We start from the raw sequence: 17,590 nt of genomic DNA, 5'->3' as shown, positions 1-17,590 counted from the left end.
CCGGAGTGGGCGTGCGGTTCACCCAGGAGGGCATCCGGGTCAACGCCCGGTGCCCCGGCCGGGGGCGGTGACACGGAAGCCGTAGCGGTCCGGGCAGTCGGACGGCCCGCCGCCTCACGCCGCCAGTGCCGCCTCCACCTTCGCCAGCTCCTCCCCCGGGTCGACCATCCGGGACAGTACGTCCAGGTCGTCCCGGCTGTAGCGGGCGCGCACGTCGTCATCCCAGCGTGCGGCGGCGATCCGCAGCGGCTCGACGGCTTCCGCAAGGCGGCCCAACCGGTGCAGGGCGAGTCCGTAGTAGCCGGCGGCCTCCGTCCGGTAGGCGGTGTCGCCGCCGTGTTCCCAGGCCACGTGGAGAAACGGTTCCGCCTCGGCGTACGCGCCGCGCTGGGCCTTCAGTTTGCCCGCGAGCATGGCGTTGAGCGGGGTTCCGTCCTCGGCCGCGCGCACGTACCAGCGCTCGGCCTCCTGGTAGTCCCGGTGGTGCTCGGAGAGCCATCCCATCTGGTTGCACGCGTCGTGGTGGCCCGCCTCGGCGGCCGTCCGGTACCACCGGTCGCGCAGGGCGGGCCTGCGCAGCGCGGCGTACAGCTCCGCGAGGTCGTATGCCGCCTGCGGGTCTCCGGCCAGCGCGGCGGGTTCGATCCAGCGGACCAGGTGACGGTCGTCCGCGCCGCCCCAGTCGCCGAGGATCCTCCCGTACGCGTACGAGGCATGCAGGTCGCCCGCCTCGGCCCGCTCACGCAGCCCGGGCAGCCGGCGGAGGTCCTTGCCGGGGCCGACGGCCCCGCCCGCGCGGATCGCGGCGATCCGGGCGAGCTGCTCGACGACGTCCCCGTCGTCCTCGCCGACCTCCCGGAACCAGCGCTCGGCCTCCTCGTACCGCCGCTGCCGCTTGCACAGGAGCCCGAGGTTCCACTGAGCCGGCTGATGCCCGTGGGCCGCCGCGAGGCCGTACCAGTGCTCGGCGTCGCCGAGGTCGCCGCGCTGCTCGTGCAGGGCGCCGAGCACGTACGCGGCTCCTTCGTAGCCCTCCTCGTGGGCCTGGAGCAGCAGGCCGCGGGCCTCGGGCCAGGACGCCTCGCCGCCGGTCTCCGTCAGGAACACGGCGTGGTCCACGCGGGCGGAGGCGCTGAGCGCGGAAGCCCTGCGGTAGTGGCCGGCGGCCTCGGCCGTCAGGCCCGGGTAGTCGCGGAAGTGACGTTCCATGGCGAAGAGCGGGCGCAGCGCCTCGGCCGCGGCGTCTGCGTCGCCGGCGGCCTCGGCGGCGTCGAGCCCGGCCGCGACGCGGTCGAAGTCCGCGCGGATCGAATCGAAGAGCTGCGCCCAGCGGAAGACCGCGATGTCGCCCAACTCGATGTCGCTCATCAGGAACTTCGAGGCCTCGCCGAGCAGGCCCTCGGCCGCGAGCAGCTTGCCGAGCTCGATCTTGCAGTCGAGGTTGCGTCCCCCCTCCCAGCCGCGGCGGAACCATTCGGCGGCCTCCGGGTCGCCGTCCTCGCGGAGCAGTACGCCGAGTCCATAGGCGCATCCGGCGTGGCGGTCGGCGACGGCGCGGTAGAGCGCCTCCGCGGCCTGCCGGTCGCCCCGGATCTTCCGGTACCGGGCGAGGGTGTAGTGCGAGAAGGCGTCGCCGGCCGCAACGGCCCGCTCCCAGTACGGGATGCCTTCGTCCACGAGCTTGCGCAGTACGAAGAAGTCGGTGTGCCGACGGGCGGTCCTGGCGTCGCCGGCACGCGCGGCGGCGACGAGCGCCTCTCCCTGCGCCTGGATGTCTTGCGTCATGATCGCATCGTGTCAGGTGGCGCCGAGGACCAGCCAGTTCGCGGGGTGCCCGTCCACCGCCCTCGCCGGCCTTCTCCGGGACACGGGGCCGGTTCCCCGGAGAAGGCAGAGCCGGACCAGGTGGGCGAGCCGCCGGTCAGGCGGTCGTGGTGAACACGTGCAGATGCTCGCGGAGGAAGTCGGGGAGGGTCCTGGCGGGGCGGCCGAGGACGGTCTCGACGGTGTCGTCGGGGGCTTCCGGTCGGGTGAGGGCCAGTTGCTGGATCTCCACCACGTGGTCGGCGAGCCAGGGGGGCATGTGTGCGGTCGACCGCAGATGGCGGTGGAACTCGTTCGGCGGCAGGTCGATGTGGCGGACGGGGCGGCCCACCAGTTCCCCGAGCAGACGGGCGAGTTCTGGGTGGCTGAAGGCCTGCGGGCCGGTCAGGGTGTACGTGCTGCCGGCGAGGTCGGGGCGGAGGAGGGTTTCGGCGGCGACGTCGGCGATGTCCCGGACGTCGACGTAGTTGCAGGGGGCGTCGCGCATCGCCCCGATGAGCACCCCCGCGGCGACCGCCGGCGCGTTCAGGAGCAGTTTGTGCATGAAGGCGTACGGCCGGAGCAGCGTAGCCGTCATGCCGGTTGCGGCCAGGTGTTCCTCGACCCGCCAGTGCCCGCGCGAGACGGCCACCGGTGAGGCGGGCTCGGCTGCCGGGGCGGAGACCTTGACCACGTGCCGTACCCCGCACGCGGCCGCGGCGTCTATGACGTTGGTCTCGAGCTCGGCCTGGCGGGGGCTGTTGGCCATGGCGAGGAACAGTTGTGTGGTTCCTTCGAGGGCGTCGCGGAGTGTACGGGGGTCCGCGGCGTCCGCGGCGGCGATCTCGACCCGCGCTCCCGCGCCGGTGGTGGCGCGCAGGACGTCGGGGGTGCGGGTGACGGCGCGGCAGGGGACGTCGCGTCCGGTGAGCCGCCGGAGCAGCGCGCCGCCGGTGGCGCCGGTTGCGCCCATGATGGTGATCACAGTGTGCCTTTCAGGGTCAGGGGGCTGGAACACGGGGTCGCGGAGGGACGGATCACGTCCGCTGCCGTGATGCCATGCGGTGCCACCGCCAGGTGACGATGGCGGCGGCGAGAGCGGCGGACAACGGCAGATCGATCCGCAGTCGCTCCAGCCATCCGGCGTCGGGCACCGGTGTGTGCGACGGCAGCCAGTCGGATGCGAACCACCCGCCCAGGCCGGCGACCGCGGCCGCCGCGACGGCCAGTCCGAGGGTGAGCGCCGGTCGCGGCGCCGAGGTCGTCCACCTGCGGGGCCGGCCATGGCGGTGCAGCCACGCGCCGACGACGCAGGCCGCCAGGGCGGACGTGGCCCCGATGGAGGTGAGGGCGGCCCTGGCCAGTTGGGGCTGCCCGCTGAGAACTCCACCGAGCCCTGCGGTGACCGCCGGGGCCAGGTAGGCGACCGCGACTTCCTTCCCGAGGCTGAACGAGCGCGTCGCGGGAGGGGGTGCGGGGGTTCTGCGGAGCGGGCTCACGAGACTCCTCAAGGTGATTAGGGAGCTAATTATATGGACAGCAATTAGGTGGCTAACTATGCGGGCATGACGTAGCGCCGCTCGGCTGAACCGGCTGTTTCCCGCGCGACGCGGTGGGACTAATCGGCGGTCAGCGCGCCGATCCGTCGGGTGATCCGCCCCAGGAGGTCCAGGAAGAGCCCTCGCTCGTCGACACTCAATCCGTCGACCAGCGCCTCGAGTCGCGCGAAGTGGTCCGCGGCCATGTCGCGCAGCCGCTGGGCGCCGCGCGCGGTGAGTACCACCACGGCACCCCGCCCGTCCTCGGCGGAGGCACGGCGAGCCACCAGGCCCTCCCGCTCCAGCCCGCCGACCAGGCCGGTCACGGTAGCGCGCGAGACACCAAGACTCTTCGCGAGCCCCGACGGCGACTTCTCCCCGCCGCCGTCCTCCAGGTCCACCAGCAGGCGGTAGCGCCCGGTCGACAGCCCGGAACGCGAGAAGTGCACCTCCGAGGCCCGGTCCAGACGCGCCCCGGCCGCCATCAGACGCACCGCGACGAGCACCGCCTGCGGGTCGGCGTCAAGCCCGTACCGCTCGATCTGCTTCCGCGCCTGATCGAGCGTGGGTGCGGCGCCGGCCATCGCGTCCTCGTCACTCATACAAAGTAATATGGCAGCTAACCAGTAGGCGGTCAAGGTGCCGTTGCCGACCGCGGCGATGGCCGCCGGCGCGCCACGCGGTAATGGATCCTGGTCCCGGTCTCCCGGTACGGCATCGTGGCGGGTGCGTCCGTGACTGCCGTGCCAGAGTGGAACCAGGATCGTGCGCCGGCAGAGGAGGCGGAGGACCTTGATGCCCGACGACCGGCCCGGCCGGGCCCAGCGGATGGACAGGGAACGCAGCATCCGTGGGCGTGCGGAGGTGGCAGGCGTCCCCGGTTCCAGTGCCGTCGAGCTCGTCGCCCGGCTGCGCGCTTCCGGTGTCGACGCCGCCGCCGTGGACGGGCTGCGCGTCACCGTCGACCGGCTGTGCGCGCAGTACGCGTATCTGCCCGCTGATCAGCTCCTGCACGAGGCGCGGGGCTGGCTGACGCGTATCACCGCGCTCCGGGACCGCGGAGCCGCACTCGCCCTGCGCCGGGAGCTCCTGGTTCTCACCGGCCGGCTGACCCTCCTGCTGGGCTGCGTCGAATTCGACTCCGGGTGGCGCCGGCGTGCCGAGGCCGCCCGGCAGGTGGCGATGGCCATGGGCCGGGAGTCGGGACACTCCGGGATCGTCGGCTGGGGCCACGAGATGGGAGCCTGGTTCTCCCTCACCGCAGGGGACATCCACGGTGTCATGGCCTGCGTCGAAGCCGGCACCACCGCGACGTGCGACCGGAACGCGGCCGTACAGTTGCATGTGCAGGCAGCGAAGGCCTGGGCCCGCCTCGGCGACCGCCGCCGGACGAACGTCGCCCTCGACGCCGGCCGGCGGCTTCTCGACGCACTCCCCTACCCGGAGAACCCCGATGACCATTTCGTCGTCGACCCCGCGAAATGGGACTTCTACCTCATGGACTGCTATCGGACAGCGGGCGAGGACCGCCTCGCCGATGCGCTGGCACGCGAGGTGCTGCGAGCCGGAACCGAACGAGCCCCCATGCGCCTGGCAGAAGCACACGTCACGCTCGCCACGGTGGCCGCCAGGAACGGAGACCTGGAAGGCGCGATCGCCTACGGTCGGCAGGCCCTCCGGGCGGACCGGCGGTCACTTCCCTCCCTGACCATGATCCTGGGTGACCTGGAAGCCGTGCTGGCCCAGCGGTACCCCGCGGAGCCGGTGGCACGGGAGTTCGTCCACCACCTGCGGGAGCTTCGCCCGCAGGGGTAGGCCGCGGGTCGCGGGAGCCGGGGCGGTCCGTTGCCGTGCAGTGGCTCACCATCACTGCTGCCTGAAGTGCTCGATCAGACGCGAGTAGCTGTCATTGGCATGCCCTTCTTCCAGGGCCCCCTCCACGAGGCCGAGGGTGTAGCCGGGGAATTCGGCATCGATGTTCCGCGCCACGCTCTCGCGGACCAGGTCCTGGACCGAGGGAAGGTGGTGCTGGAGTGCCCCGTACTCCGTCGCGTACTCACCGCGGTCCACCTCGTCGGCGATCATCGGGAGGGATGCCAGCAGTGCGGAGACGGACGGGTTGGCGTCGTCCAGGAACCGCTTCACCTCGATGCCCTCGCTGGACAGCAGAGCGGCTGCGTGCAGGAATCCGTTGAGCGCTCCCCACATGGTGCCGTGCACAGCCATTCCGTACAGGGTCGGTACACCGGCATCGGCTGCGACCAGGGCGCCCCGACCGCCGATGAGCTGGAGCGTCCGCTGGTAGCGGTCGTACACGGCGTGGGATCCACCGTAGAAGACCACCGTCTCCGCTCCCCCGATGCCCGGAGCGATCGTCATGATCTGCCCGTGGAGGTACGGGACGCCTTGCCCCTCCGCCCAGTCGGCAACAGCCCTGACCTCGGCCGATGCCCCATCCGTCAAGTTGACTACGGCGCGGCTGGAAAGCTCCTCACCCGATGACTTCAAAAGCTCGTGGGCCGTGGCATTGCCCTTCACGCTGACGACCACGAGCGAACTGGCGGCGACGGCCTCGTGGACGGTCGCGGCCCGCTCAGCTCCCTTGGCGACCAGGGCGTCGGCCTTCTCCGGCGTACGGTTCCACACCGTGGTCGGATGCCCCCCGTCCAGGAAGGCGCTCGCCAGCGCGAAGCCCATTTCGCCCAGCCCGATCACGGTCACGGCCGGCAGGGCATCTGTCTGTGCTGAGGCAGTGGTCATCAACGTCATCCTCGTTCAGGTCGCCGTGGCCCAGCTCGTCCGGGCCACCCTTGGTGGTGCTGCTGAACGTCACGCTAGAAGCTGAACCGCGCTTGAGGTCAAACGAGGTCTCGACCGATTCCACAAGCCGCGTCGGCGTGTTCTCACCCCTCGTGGTGACATGCGCGGCCGGGGTCGCCGGTGCGCGCGTTTCATCGAGTGGGTCGCCCGGTCGGCCTGGGGAGTTCCGACGGCAGGGGCCGGACGCGCCGTCGGCCGATGATGCCGGGCGCCTGAGGGCGCAGCCCGTGAGGCCGGTCGTGCGGTGGCGGAGGGGGGCGCGGGAGTGTGTGGCGAAGCCGGAGACGAGACCGATCAGGATCGGAGAAGCCCCGGCCCCCGCGCAGCCTCTAGCGTGATGGCCATGGCAACCACCGATTCCACCGCATCCACCGCGTCCACCGCGTCCATCGCGTCCATCGCGTCCGTCACCCTCGAGGTGGCCGACCCCGAGGCCGTCCGCGGCTTCTACGCCGCGTTCGGAGTGGACAGGTACATACGCCTGCGGGCGTCAGAGGCGCACTCCACCGGTTTCCGCGGCTTCACCATGGCGCTCACGGTGTCCGGGCCGGCCACCGTCGACGGCTTCCTCGACGCCGCCAGGAAGGCCGGCGCCACGGTGCTGAAGCCTGCCGCGAAGTCGCTGTGGGGCTACAGCGGAGTCATCCAGGCCCCGGACGGCACCATCTGGAAGGTCGCGACCTCGGCGAAGAAGGACACCGGCCCGGCCACCGGGGAGATCGACGAGATCGTCCTGCTGCTCGGCGTCGGGGACGTGAAGGCCAGCAAGCAGTTCTACCTCGGCCAGGGCCTGGCCGTGGCCAAGAGCTTCGGCGGCAAGTACGCCGAGTTCACCTCGCACGAGTCCGGCCCCGTCAAGCTGGCACTGTACAAGCGGCGCGCCCTGGCCAAGGACCTCGGCGTCCCCGCCGACGGCGCCGGCTCGCACCGCATCGTCATCGCCGGCACCACCGGCGCCTTCACCGACCCGGACGGGTTCGCCTGGGAGGCCGCCACGTCGCCCGCCTCCGCCGACCCCACGGCTCCTGTACCGGCCTGATCCCGCGCCCCGCACGCCCACCCCGACCCACCGCAGCCCCGCACGAGAGGAAACCCGCCATGCCGTCCACGAAGTCTTCCGCCGACAACTCCCAGTCCGACACCACCGCCGAGCAGTACAACGGATTCACCGCCGAGGAGCGGGCCGCGATGAAGGACCACGCGCTCGAGCAGAAGAAGGCGGCGGCGCGGCGCGGGTCCTCCCGGGCGGAGAAGGACGCGGCAGCCGAGCAGGACGTCCTCGCGAAGATCGCCGAGATGCCGGACGCGGACCGGGCCCTCGCCGAGCGGATACACCACATCGTCCGGACCGTCGCTCCCGACCTGATGCCGAAGCTCTGGTACGGGATGCCCGCGTACGCCCGGGACGGCAAGGTCCTGTGCCACTTCCAGAGCGCGCAGAAGTTCAAGACGAGGTACGCCACTCTCGGCTTCAGCGACCAGGCGGCACTCGACGACGGCGCCGTGTGGCCGACGGCGTACGCCCTGAGGGAACTGACCGCGGCCGACGAAGAGCGCATCAGCGCACTCGTCAGGAAGGCGGCCGGCTGAGGCCGGCCATGGCCGCGACGCCGGGCACGCCGCCGGCCGCCCCCGTCAGCACCCCGACGGGGGTGCGCGGCGGCACCGCCTCCGGTTCGCGCGGCGCGGGCACCTGCTCGCCGGAGCGTTCGGCGCCGCCGCCACTCCGGTGCCCATGACCGTGCCGGTCATCCGTGGTGACCTGGAGTTCCGTCCGGCCGCCTGATCGCGGTGGGCCGGCGTGCCGCGGCGGCATCCGAACGCGGCTCTCGATGGGGGTCAGGCCACGGCAGCGGGGCGAATTCCGGCAGCGTAAGGGCCGTGTGGGCCGGTACCGCCGTCGCGGAGGGCAGGGTGACGAGGTCGCGCAGCCTGGTGTTGCGTTGCTCCAGGGCCCGCGCCGTGGTGGGGAAGAGGGTGGCCCCGCCGTCGGCGACCAGTGCCTGGTTCATGGTGACGTACTCGCGCAGGTCGCGTTCGTAGGCCGCGAAGGCCGCGGTGTGATCCGGTTGTGTGGCCAGGGAGTCGGCGAGCACGTAGGCGCCGGCCAGCGCGAGGCTGGAGCCCTGACCGGTGAGGAACGACGGCGCGTACGCGGCGTCGCCGACGAGCGCCACGCGGCCGCGGGACCAACGGGGCATGCGGATCTGTCCGGCCGTGTCGAAGAACAGGTCATCCGCGCCGCGCATGGCGTCGACCAGGCCGGGGACCTCCCATCCCGCACCCGCGAAGACCGTGGCGACCAGGTCCCGCTGGGCGTCGGGGTTCCGGAGGGCGTCGAACGGCGGTGCCGGCTGGTGGAAGTTCAGGAAGGCGTGCAGCTCGTCGTCGTCCCCGACGGCGTAGAGGGCCGCGGCCTTCCCCGGGGTGTTCCACAGCAGGAGCTCGCGGGAGAGCCCGAAGGTGTTCGGCAGGGTGAAGACGGCGAAGCAGTAGCCGAGGTAGTGGTGGAACCGTCCTTCGGGACCGAACAGGAGCTCCCGGGTGTGCGAGTGCATGCCGTCGGCGCCGATCACCAGGTCGAACGTGCGGTGTCGTCCCCCGCGGAACGTGACATCCACCCCCTGCTCGGACGGGTCGAGGGTGTCGATGGAGTCGCCGAAGAGGAACTCCACGTCGTCGCGGACCACCCCGTAGAGGGCCGCGGCCAGATCCCCGCGACGCACCTCCAGGTCCTGTCCCTCGGCACCGCCGTCGACGGCTCGCGGGCTGAGCGAGACCACCGTGCCGCCGTCGGCGTCGAGGAACGTACAGCGCCGCGATCCGATGTGGGCGTCCCGCAGCCGCGGCAGTATCCCCATCCGCCGGACCACCTCTGTCGCGGTACCGCGGATGTCGATCGGATAGCCCCCGGCGCGCAGGGCGCCCGCCTTCTCCACCACGGTGACGGTGAAGCCGGACCGGTGCAGCCAGTACGCCAGCGCCGGGCCGGCGATGCTCGCCCCGGAGATCAGGACCTTCTGCCTGGCACCGGTACGCACGCCGGTGGTGGGTCCGTCAGGTGTCGTCATGCCTGGGCTCCTTGGTTCCTCGTGATCCGGACGATGGGCAGTGACAGTGCGGCGACGAGGCCGGCGGCGGCGAAACCGGTGGCGAAGGCCGATTCGGTCGGCAGGCCCGTCGCCGGGTCGGACCCGGCGTCGAGGATCGCGCCGCCGATCTGCACACCGAGGGCGACGCCGATCACCCGTGTCACCACGAGCAGGCTGGTGGCGATGCCCGTGTCCCCGGTCTCGACAGCGGTCGCGGTGCGGGTGAGCAACGCGGTGGAGGCGACGCCCGCGGCGATCGTGGTCAGCACCTTGGCGACCACGAGCTGCCATGCCGCGTCATGCAGTGCCGCCAGGGCGATCGCCGTGACCGCCGTGACGACGGCGCCCCCGACGAGTACGGCACGCAGACCGCAACGCCGCGCCACGATCCCGCCCACCGAGTCGCTCACCGCCCCGGCGACGGCACCGGGCAGCAGGAGCAGTCCGATGTCGGTGGTTCCGAGTCCGAACCCGTACCCGTCGGCCGATGCCGCGAACAGCTGCGGGAGCAGAAAACCCACCGATCCGAAGCTGGTGGTGATGACCAGGGTGAGCACGCACGAATGCCACACCGCAGGCTTCGCCAGCATGCGCAGATCGACCATCGGCGCGGCCGCCCTGCGCTCGACGGCGACCCATCCGGCCGCGAGGGCGGCCACCACCGCCGCGACGGCACCGGCCGCGAGGGGGGAGAGTCCGGCACCTGTCACCCGTACGAGCCCGAGCATGAACACCAGCAGTGCGCCGCTCAGCAGCATCGCGCCGGGCCAGTCGATCCTGTCGCCGGAACGCACCGGCGGATCGTGCGGCATCAGCCGGGCCACGACCGACGTCGACACAATGATCACGATCGTCGGCAGCGCGAACATCCAGTGCCAGGACATGCCTTCCGCGAGCGGCCCGGCGACCAGCGTCCCCACCATCCCTCCTCCCGTGAACAGCGCCATGACCAGACCGATCGCCATCCGTGACGCCCGCGCGGGCAGGTGTTTGCGCACCAGGATGAAGGAGAGGGGCAGCGTACCGACCATGACGCCCTGCAGGATCTGGCCCAGCAACAGCACCGGCAGGTTCGGCGCCAGAGCGGCCAGCAGACCACCGGCCGAGACCACGGCCATCAGCCGGACCAGCACGCGCTTCCCGCCGTAGCGGTCGCCGAGTTTGCCGGCGATGGGTGTGACGACCGCGCCGGTGATGAGCAACGCGTTGCCCACCAGTGCCCCTTCGGCGGGACTGACCCCCAGCTCGCGTTGGAGTTGGGGGAGCGCGGGCTCCACCACCGACTGCAGGGTGCCGAGGGCGAGTGCCAGGATGCCGAGGGCACCGATCGGCAGCCTCCCGGTACGGGCCGGGGAAACCACGGCTTCGGACATGGACATCCTCTTCGTCGTCGGTTGCGAGCAGGTGCGTGGACCCGCTCGATGTGTGCGCCGCGCTCTCGTGGCGCACGGTTCAAGGGGGTCAAGGGGGCTGCGCACAGCGCTGGTCCTGCCAGGCGGGCCGAACTGCCCGGCCCGGTCCTTCGGTTGCGTCGGCCCCGCCGCGTCGTGACGGGGTCGCCGGAAGGTCCACCGTCCGATCCGGTGAAGAGAAGTCGCCACCTGTTGATCACTCCAGACACCGTTAGGCAGGGGGAAGGCGCGAGATGTACGCGCCTCCCACACTCCCCTCCGGCGCCCGGCCGGGCATCGTGCCCCGCAGCCGTCTTCCCCTGGTGCGACCGGACCAGCCACTCGGGTGTCCTGGTGCCCGCGCACCACACGCCGGCCCGGACCGGGACGGGGCCCGACCTGCCGGCCGCTTCCGGCTCCGCTTCCCAGCGGCACCCGCGGTGTTCTGCCGGCGGCAGAACACCGGCCCGACCGGGCCCAACGATCACTACGGTCTCGTCTCATGCAGACGATCACCACGCGCACGGTCGAGTACCCGGCAGACGGCCTGACGATGACGGGGTACCTCGCGGTCCCCGCCGGCGTCGACCGCCGACCCGCGGTGCTGCTGGGACCAGAGGGCCCGGGGCTCAGCGACGTCGAACGCCGCCGGGCCGATGCGCTCGCCGAACTGGGCTACGTGACGCTGGCCTTCGACCTCCACGGCGGGCGCTATCTGGGCGACCCCGAGGAGATGCTGGCCCGTTGCATGCCGCTGCTCGCCGACCCCGACCGGATGCGGGGCATCGGCCATGCGGCGCTCGATGTGCTGCGCGCCGAACCGCGGACCGATCCCGACCGGATCGCCGCCGTCGGCTACGGCACCGGGGGCGCCATCGGGCTCGAACTCGGGCGCGACGGAGTCGACCTGCGTGCGATCGGGACCGTCAACGCACTGACCACGGGCCGGCCGGGCGAGACGGCGCGCATCCGCTGCCCGGTGTGGGCCGGGGTCGGGTCGGAGGACCCGATCATGCCGCCAGAGCAAAGGGAAGCGTTCACCGCCGAGATGCAGGCCGCGGGCGTCGACTGGCGCCTCGTGGTCTACGGCGGCGCCCTGCACGCCTTTCACCACCCGCCGGTCGACCATCCCGTGCTCCCCGGCGTCGGCCACCACCCACGGCACGCGCGGCGGGCCTGGCGCGACGTCGTCGACCTGCTCGCCGAGTGCCTGCCGGCGACGGAGTGACCCGGTCGGCAACCGTCGTCCCGGGCCGCGCGCCGGGCCGGTCGACCGCCCCCAGCCTGCCGGTCGGGTGGTTGCCGGGGTGTGCCGGGTGGGCCGGTGGTGCGCCGGGCCGGTGACGGTGCGGCAGCCGTCGAGCCGGTGGCGGATTCCGGGCCGGGCCCCGTCCCGGTCCGGGCCGGCGTGTGGTGCGCGGGCACCAGGACACCCGAGTGGCTGGTCCGGTCGCACCAGGGGAAGACGGCTGCGGGGCACGATGCCCGGCCGGGCGCCGGAGGGGAGTGTGGGAGGCGCGTACATCTCGCGCCTTCCCCCTGCCTAACGGTGTCTGGAGTGATCAACAGGTGGCGACTTTTCTTTACCGGATCGGACGGTGGGCCTTCCGCCGGCGCCGGCTCGTGGGTGGTCTGTGGCTGGCTGCCCTGGTGCTGGCCGGGGTCGCCTCCGCCGTGGCGCCGACCGGGCAGGAAGAGGACCTCTCCATGCCCGGCACCGAGTCGCAGAAGGCGTTCGACCTGTTGGACGAGCGGTTCCCCGAGAGCAACTCCCAGTGCGCCGAGGCCCGTTTGGTGTTCCGGGCCCGGGACGGGCAGCGGGTGACGGCCAGGGAGCACAAGGCGGCCGTGGCGGACTCACTCGGCTCGCTGGCCGCGGGTGACCAGGTCGCGTCGGCCACCGACCCCTATGCGGCCGGCGCCGTCAGCAAGGACGGCACCATCGCGTACTCCACCATCACCTACACGGCGGACGCGGTCGATCTGACCGAGCAGACGAAGAGCGCCCTGGAGGACGCCGCGAGCCGGGCCCGGGAGGCGGGGCTGACCGCGGAGATCGGTGGCTCGGCCCTGGAGTCGGAAGAGTCACCGGGCGGCACGACGGAGATCATCGGCGTGGTGGTGGCGGCGGTGGTCCTCGTCCTCACCCTCGGGTCGCTGGCCGCGGCGGGACTGTCGCTGCTGACCGCCTTCGTGGGCGTGGCCATCGCGATGGGTCTGGTGTCCGCGCTGGCGGTGCCGCTGGGCCTGACGTCCACCGTCGCCATCCTGGCGCTGATGCTGGGGCTTGCGGTGGGCATCGACTACGCACTCTTCATCATCTCCCGCTTCCGCGACGAGCGGGCCCGGGGCAGCGAGCCGGAGGAGGCCGCCGGCCGGGCGGTGGGCACGGCCGGTTCCGCCGTCGTCTTCGCGGGCGCGACCGTCTTCATCGCCCTGGTCGGCCTCGGGGTCGTCGGAATCCCCGAACTCACCAAGATGGGACTGGGCGGCGCGGGCGCCGTGGCCCTCGCCGTACTCGTCGCCCTGACCCTGGTCCCCGCGCTGTTCGGGTTCTTCGGCCATCGGGTGTCCCCTGCGCGAGCGGAGCCGAGGGCCGGGGGAAAGGTAAAGGTACTGTCCCGCGCCTCCCGCACGGCGGCCCGGCCGCGAAGCGAGGGCGCGCACCCGGTGCCCACCGCGGCCGGCCGGCATGGACTCGGCACCCGCTGGGCGCGGTTCGTGCTGCGCCGGCCGGTGGCCGTGCTGCTGATCGCCGGAGTCGGTCTCGGCGCCGTCGCGCTACCGGCGCTGAGCCTGGAACTGGGCCTGCCCGGAGACGAGTCCAAGTCGGTGGAAACCACCCAGCGCCGCGCCTACGACCTGCTGTCACAGGGTTTCGGCCCCGGTTTCAACGGCCCGTTGACCGTAGTCGTGGACAAGCCGGAGTCCGAGGACGTCCGGGCCACCGCGGCCCTGGTCGTGAGGACCGTACGAGGGGTGGACGGGGTCGCGTCGGTCGGTGATCCGGTGCTCAGCCGGGCCGGGGACACGGCCGTCATCACCGCCGTCCCGCGGACCGCGCCGAACAGCGGCGAGACCAAGGACCTGGTGCAGGCGATCCGGGGCGCGGTCGCCGGCGTCGGGGCCGACACGGGTGCCGGCATCCTGGTGACCGGCAAGACCGCGATGAACATCGACATCTCCGAAGCCATGTCCGACGCCCTCATCCCCTATCTGACCGTGGTCATCGGCCTGGCGGTGCTCCTGCTGACGGTGGTCTTCCGCTCGGTCCTGGTCCCGGTCAAGGCCGCGCTGGGCTTCCTGCTGTCGGTGGGTGCGGCCTTCGGCGTCCTCGTCGCCGTCTTCCAGTGGGGCTGGGCGGCGGACGTGGTCGGCGTCGAGCAGACCGGACCGGTCATGTCGCTGATGCCGATTCTCATCATCGGGATGGTGTTCGGCCTCGCCATGGACTACGAGGTCTTCCTCCTCACCCGGATGCGGGAGGCCTACGTCCACGGCGCGTCCCCCGGCGAGGCGATCGTCACCGGCTTCCGGCACAGCGGACGTGTGGTGGCCGCGGCGGCCGTCATCATGATCAGCGTCTTCGCCGGGTTCATCGGGATGAGCAGCCCGACCATCCGGACGATGGGCGTGGGTCTGGCCGCCGCGGTCGCCTTCGACGCCTTCGTGGTCCGGATGGCGATCGCGCCCGCGGTCCTGGCGCTGCTCGGCCACCGGGCCTGGTGGCTGCCCCGTATCCTGAGCCGTGTGCTGCCGAATGTGGACATCGAGGGTGAGAAGCTGAACAGGCAGGTCCCGGCCTCAGCGGCCGGTTCGGACGCGGCGGTGCCGCGGCTCCCCGTCGGTCGGCACCGGCACTGAGCCGGCCATGACGAACACCGGTGGCGGCGGCCCGCGATCACGCGGCACGTGGTGGCGGGAGGCAGCGGTCACGGCGACGGCGTTCACGCTCTGCCTGCTCGGCGGCGTGCCGCAGGACGACGGCAGCACACTGTCACCGCCGCCTGCCGCCGCCTACTTCATCGCCGTGGTGTCCAGTGCCGTGCTGCCGGTGCGGCACCGGGCGCCCCTGGTCGCCATGGTGGTGGCGACCGCGAGCGGCGTGCTGGTGCCGCCGTTGGGCCTTCTGCTGAGCCCGCTCATCGTGGCCCCCGCCGTGATCACCGCCTACTCCTACGCGCACACCGTGCGCGATGAACGGCGCGCGGTGAGCGCGGTGTTGCTCATCTCCGCGGCGCTGCTGGTCGCCTCCACCCCCTTGTTCGGGGCCCTGTCGTGGAAGGACGCGAGCAGGGTGGGAGCGGTGGCGGCGTTCCCGTTGGTGGCCGGCGTGCTCGGGCGCTCGGTGCGGAACCGGCGGGCCTATCTGGCGGCCGTGGAGGAGCGGGCCCGGCGGGCCGAGGAGAGCCGGGACAGCGAGGCGCGCCGGAGGGTGGCCGAGGAACGGGTGCGCATCGCCCGCGAGCTGCACGACCTGGTGGCCCATCAGATCACCCTGGCGAACGCGCAGGCCACGGTCGCCGCCCACCTCTTCGACGCCCGCCCGGAGCAGACCCGGAAGAGCCTGCGGGAGCTCGTCGAGACCACCAGCGACGCGCTCGACGACCTGCGGGCCACGGTCGGGCTGCTGCGTCAGTCCGGGGACACGGCCGCGCCCGCCGACCCCGCGCCCTGCCTTTCCCGGCTCCCCACGCTCCTCGAGTCCTTCCGCCGCGCGGGGCTGGAGGTGTCGGTGCACCAGGAGGGCACGGCCAGGCCGCTGCCGCCGGGAGTGGACCTCACCGCCTACCGCATCGTCCAGGAGGCCCTGACCAACGTGACCAAGCACGCCGGCACCGGGAGCGCCCGGGTGCGCCTCGCCTGGAACCGCGATCGCGTGACCATCACCGTCGCCGATGACGGGGCGGGCGCCCGCACGGCGCCGACCGCGTCCACCGGACCGAGTGCGGCCACCGCGCCGGACCGGCCCTCCGGTTACGGTCTGATCGGGATGCGTGAACGCGCCACCGCCGTCGGTGGACACCTCTCCGCGGGCAGGAGCCCGGAGGGCGGCTTCCTCGTCTCCACCCAGCTGCCCCTCCCGCCCACCAGGGACACGGCGTGGAGGACCGACGGTGCACCCCCCGTCGAGGGTGCGGCAGCCGACCTGGCGACGGGCGGCGGACCGACGCGGGACGCAGAGGCCGGGGAGGCGCCGTGACGCTCCGCGTGCTGCTCGCCGACGATCAGGCCCTGCTGCGCGGTGCCTTCCGGGTGCTTCTCGACTCCGCCGACGACATCACCGTGGTCGGCGAGGCCGGCGACGGCAGGGAGGCGGTGAGACTCACCCGGGAGCTGCGCCCGGACGTGGTGATCATGGACATCCGTATGCCCGAGGTGGACGGCCTCACCGCCACCTCGCAGATCTGCGCGGACCCGGAGCTGCGTGCCAGCCGCATTCTGGTGCTCACCACCTATGAGACCGACGAGTACGTCGCCCAGGCGCTGCGCGCCGGAGCCGCCGGCTTCATCGGCAAGGGCATCCGGGCCGAGGACCTGCTGGACGCCGTCCGTACCGTCGCCGACGGCGACACCCTGCTGTCCCCCGCCGCGACCCGCTCCCTGGTCGCCCGTTTCCTGGCCACACCGGACGGTACCCCGACGCGCCACCCCGAACGGCTCGCCATGCTCACCCCGCGCGAACGCGAGATGGTGGCCCTGGTCGCGACCGGCCTGTCCAACCAGGAGATCGCCGAGCGGATGTTCCTCAGCCCCTTCACCGTCCGCGCCCATGTGCAGCGCGCCATGACCAAGCTGGAGGCCCGCGACCGGGCGCAACTCGTCGTCATCGCCTACCGGACGGGCCTGGCCCACGCCACCCCCGACGGCGGCACCGACCGCCTGCCGTAGTCCGGTTACGGGGAGCCCGTTCCCCCGGTCGGTGCGCCGACCGTCTTCCCGCCGTCCCGGAACGCGAGGCTTCATCGCCGACGGCAGCCGGGCCTGCCGTCCCGGGGCAGCCGGCGCTGCCGCGGCCGACCCGCTGGACGACGTACGCGTGCACGGCCTCCCGCACGGTGGAGGCGGCATCGTGGCCGACCAATCGCCCGGTGCGCCCGGTTGCTAGCGTCACCGTCATGAATCACGACCGTGTACTCGAAGCGTTCCGCCGGGAAGCCGAAGCGCTCACCGCTGCCATGTCCGAACTGTCCCAGGCCGAATGGGACCTCCCGACGCGCTGCACGCCCTGGACCGTGCGCGACCTGCTCGGGCATGTGACTGTCGTGGTCGATTGGCTCCCGGGCATGCTGGACGCTCCGGCCCCGAGCGAGGCCGAGGTGTCCGCGGCGGAGTACTACCGGCCGGACGACCGCTTCTCACCCAGGACCAACCGTGCTCGGATCGCTCTGGCCCAGGACCGGGCCGCGAAGTCGGCGGACGGTGCCGCCTTCGCCGACGATTTCACCGCGGTCTGGCGACGGGTCGACCGGCTGTGCCGGGCCGAGCCCGCCGACCGTACCGTGCGGACGCGTCATGGTGACGCCATGCTCCTGTCGGAGTTCCTGCTCACCCGAGTCGTCGAAGTCGCCGTCCACGGCCTCGATCTGGCGGATGCGCTCGGACGGGAACCCTGGCTGACCGCGCAGGCGGGTGACGCCGTGCTGGAGCTGCTTCTCGGCAGGGAGCAGCTGGCGACGGTCGACGCGTTGGGCTGGAGCCGGCCGCGCTTCCTGCGCGGAGCCACCGGCCGCGAGCCGTGGCACGGACCGGAGGCGGCGCGGATCGAACAGCTCGGACTGCGCTGGCTCGCCCTGGGATGACGCCTGTTCGGGCCCGCATGGCACCGGTCTCGCTCCCGGTGACGGCAGGCTCCGGGAGCGGGGCCGTCACTCCCCGCGCCCGGAGTTCGTCCACCAGCGGTCGCGGCGGCTGACGTTCGCAGCTCTCCGCGCCGGTGACGCCG

Annotated in this window: 15 protein-coding genes; 8 read left to right on the top strand and 7 right to left on the bottom strand. The window is 72.5% G+C overall.

Translation table 11 applies throughout. The features are described from left to right. Positions 1-114 precede the first annotated feature (114 nt). The 4 genes from ACH4B3_RS27745 to ACH4B3_RS27730 form a co-directional block, all read right to left on the bottom strand. Positions 115-1,785, bottom strand: a complete 1,671-nt coding sequence (locus ACH4B3_RS27745) for a sel1 repeat family protein (protein ID WP_398467274.1) — start codon at positions 1,783-1,785, stop codon at positions 115-117. Between the two features lie 136 nt (positions 1,786-1,921). Then, on the bottom strand, positions 1,922-2,776 hold the full coding sequence (locus tag ACH4B3_RS27740; protein ID WP_398467272.1) for an NAD(P)H-binding protein: 855 nt from the start codon (positions 2,774-2,776) through the stop codon (positions 1,922-1,924). A gap of 64 nt (positions 2,777-2,840) precedes the next feature. Continuing rightward, positions 2,841-3,302 (bottom strand): hypothetical protein, encoded by a 462-nt coding sequence (locus tag ACH4B3_RS27735; protein ID WP_398467270.1) that lies wholly within the window; start codon positions 3,300-3,302, stop codon positions 2,841-2,843. A 119-nt stretch (positions 3,303-3,421) separates the two neighbouring features. Beyond that, the gene (locus ACH4B3_RS27730) at positions 3,422-3,943 is read right to left on the bottom strand and encodes a MarR family winged helix-turn-helix transcriptional regulator (protein ID WP_398467268.1); all 522 of its coding nucleotides are present in this window, start codon (positions 3,941-3,943) and stop codon (positions 3,422-3,424) included. Between the two features lie 193 nt (positions 3,944-4,136). Here ACH4B3_RS27730 and ACH4B3_RS27725 point away from each other — a divergent pair, with 193 nt between their 5' ends. Beyond that, positions 4,137-5,156: a tetratricopeptide repeat protein gene (locus ACH4B3_RS27725; RefSeq protein ID WP_398467266.1), complete on the top strand. Its 1,020-nt coding sequence runs from the start codon at positions 4,137-4,139 to the stop codon at positions 5,154-5,156. Between the two features lie 51 nt (positions 5,157-5,207). Here the strand turns inward: ACH4B3_RS27725 and ACH4B3_RS27720 are convergent, their stop codons facing one another. After that, entirely contained in the window at positions 5,208-6,101 is an 894-nt protein-coding gene (locus ACH4B3_RS27720; protein WP_398467264.1) for an NAD(P)-dependent oxidoreductase, read from the bottom strand. Positions 6,102-6,498: 397 nt separating this feature from the next. Here ACH4B3_RS27720 and ACH4B3_RS27715 point away from each other — a divergent pair, with 397 nt between their 5' ends. Together ACH4B3_RS27715 and ACH4B3_RS27710 are read left to right on the top strand one after the other, a co-directional pair. Beyond that, a complete protein-coding gene (locus tag ACH4B3_RS27715; protein WP_398467262.1) occupies positions 6,499-7,200 on the top strand; it encodes a glyoxalase in 702 nt (233 codons plus the stop codon). Between the two features lie 59 nt (positions 7,201-7,259). Further along, a complete protein-coding gene (locus ACH4B3_RS27710) occupies positions 7,260-7,751 on the top strand; it encodes an iron chaperone (protein ID WP_398467260.1) in 492 nt (163 codons plus the stop codon). A gap of 158 nt (positions 7,752-7,909) precedes the next feature. Here the strand turns inward: ACH4B3_RS27710 and ACH4B3_RS27705 are convergent, their stop codons facing one another. After that, the gene (locus ACH4B3_RS27705; RefSeq protein ID WP_398467258.1) at positions 7,910-9,232 is read right to left on the bottom strand and encodes an FAD-dependent oxidoreductase; all 1,323 of its coding nucleotides are present in this window, start codon (positions 9,230-9,232) and stop codon (positions 7,910-7,912) included. After that, entirely contained in the window at positions 9,229-10,626 is a 1,398-nt protein-coding gene (locus ACH4B3_RS27700) for an MFS transporter (protein ID WP_398467256.1), read from the bottom strand. Before ACH4B3_RS27700 ends, ACH4B3_RS27705 begins: the two co-directional genes overlap by 4 nt. A gap of 520 nt (positions 10,627-11,146) precedes the next feature. Here ACH4B3_RS27700 and ACH4B3_RS27695 point away from each other — a divergent pair. The 5 genes from ACH4B3_RS27695 to ACH4B3_RS27675 all read left to right on the top strand — a co-directional run bounded on the left by ACH4B3_RS27695 (position 11,147) and on the right by ACH4B3_RS27675 (position 17,447). Further along, on the top strand, positions 11,147-11,872 hold the full coding sequence (locus ACH4B3_RS27695) for a dienelactone hydrolase family protein (RefSeq protein WP_398467254.1): 726 nt from the start codon (positions 11,147-11,149) through the stop codon (positions 11,870-11,872). A gap of 341 nt (positions 11,873-12,213) precedes the next feature. Next, entirely contained in the window at positions 12,214-14,508 is a 2,295-nt protein-coding gene (locus tag ACH4B3_RS27690) for an MMPL family transporter (RefSeq protein ID WP_398467252.1), read from the top strand. A gap of 7 nt (positions 14,509-14,515) precedes the next feature. Next, complete coding sequence (locus tag ACH4B3_RS27685; RefSeq protein WP_398467251.1) at positions 14,516-15,847, top strand: sensor histidine kinase; 1,332 nt, start codon at positions 14,516-14,518, stop codon at positions 15,845-15,847. After that, the gene (locus ACH4B3_RS27680) at positions 15,844-16,536 is read left to right on the top strand and encodes a response regulator (RefSeq protein ID WP_398467249.1); all 693 of its coding nucleotides are present in this window, start codon (positions 15,844-15,846) and stop codon (positions 16,534-16,536) included. Before ACH4B3_RS27685 ends, ACH4B3_RS27680 begins: the two co-directional genes overlap by 4 nt. Positions 16,537-16,763: 227 nt before the next feature. Further along, complete coding sequence (locus ACH4B3_RS27675; RefSeq protein WP_398467247.1) at positions 16,764-17,447, top strand: maleylpyruvate isomerase N-terminal domain-containing protein; 684 nt, start codon at positions 16,764-16,766, stop codon at positions 17,445-17,447. Positions 17,448-17,590: the final 143 nt, after the last annotated feature.

The sequence above is a fragment of the Streptomyces sp. NPDC018031 genome, assembly GCF_044327625.1.
GTDB lineage: Bacteria > Actinomycetota > Actinomycetes > Streptomycetales > Streptomycetaceae > Streptomyces.
This window is presented reverse-complemented; position numbering and strand designations above follow the sequence as displayed.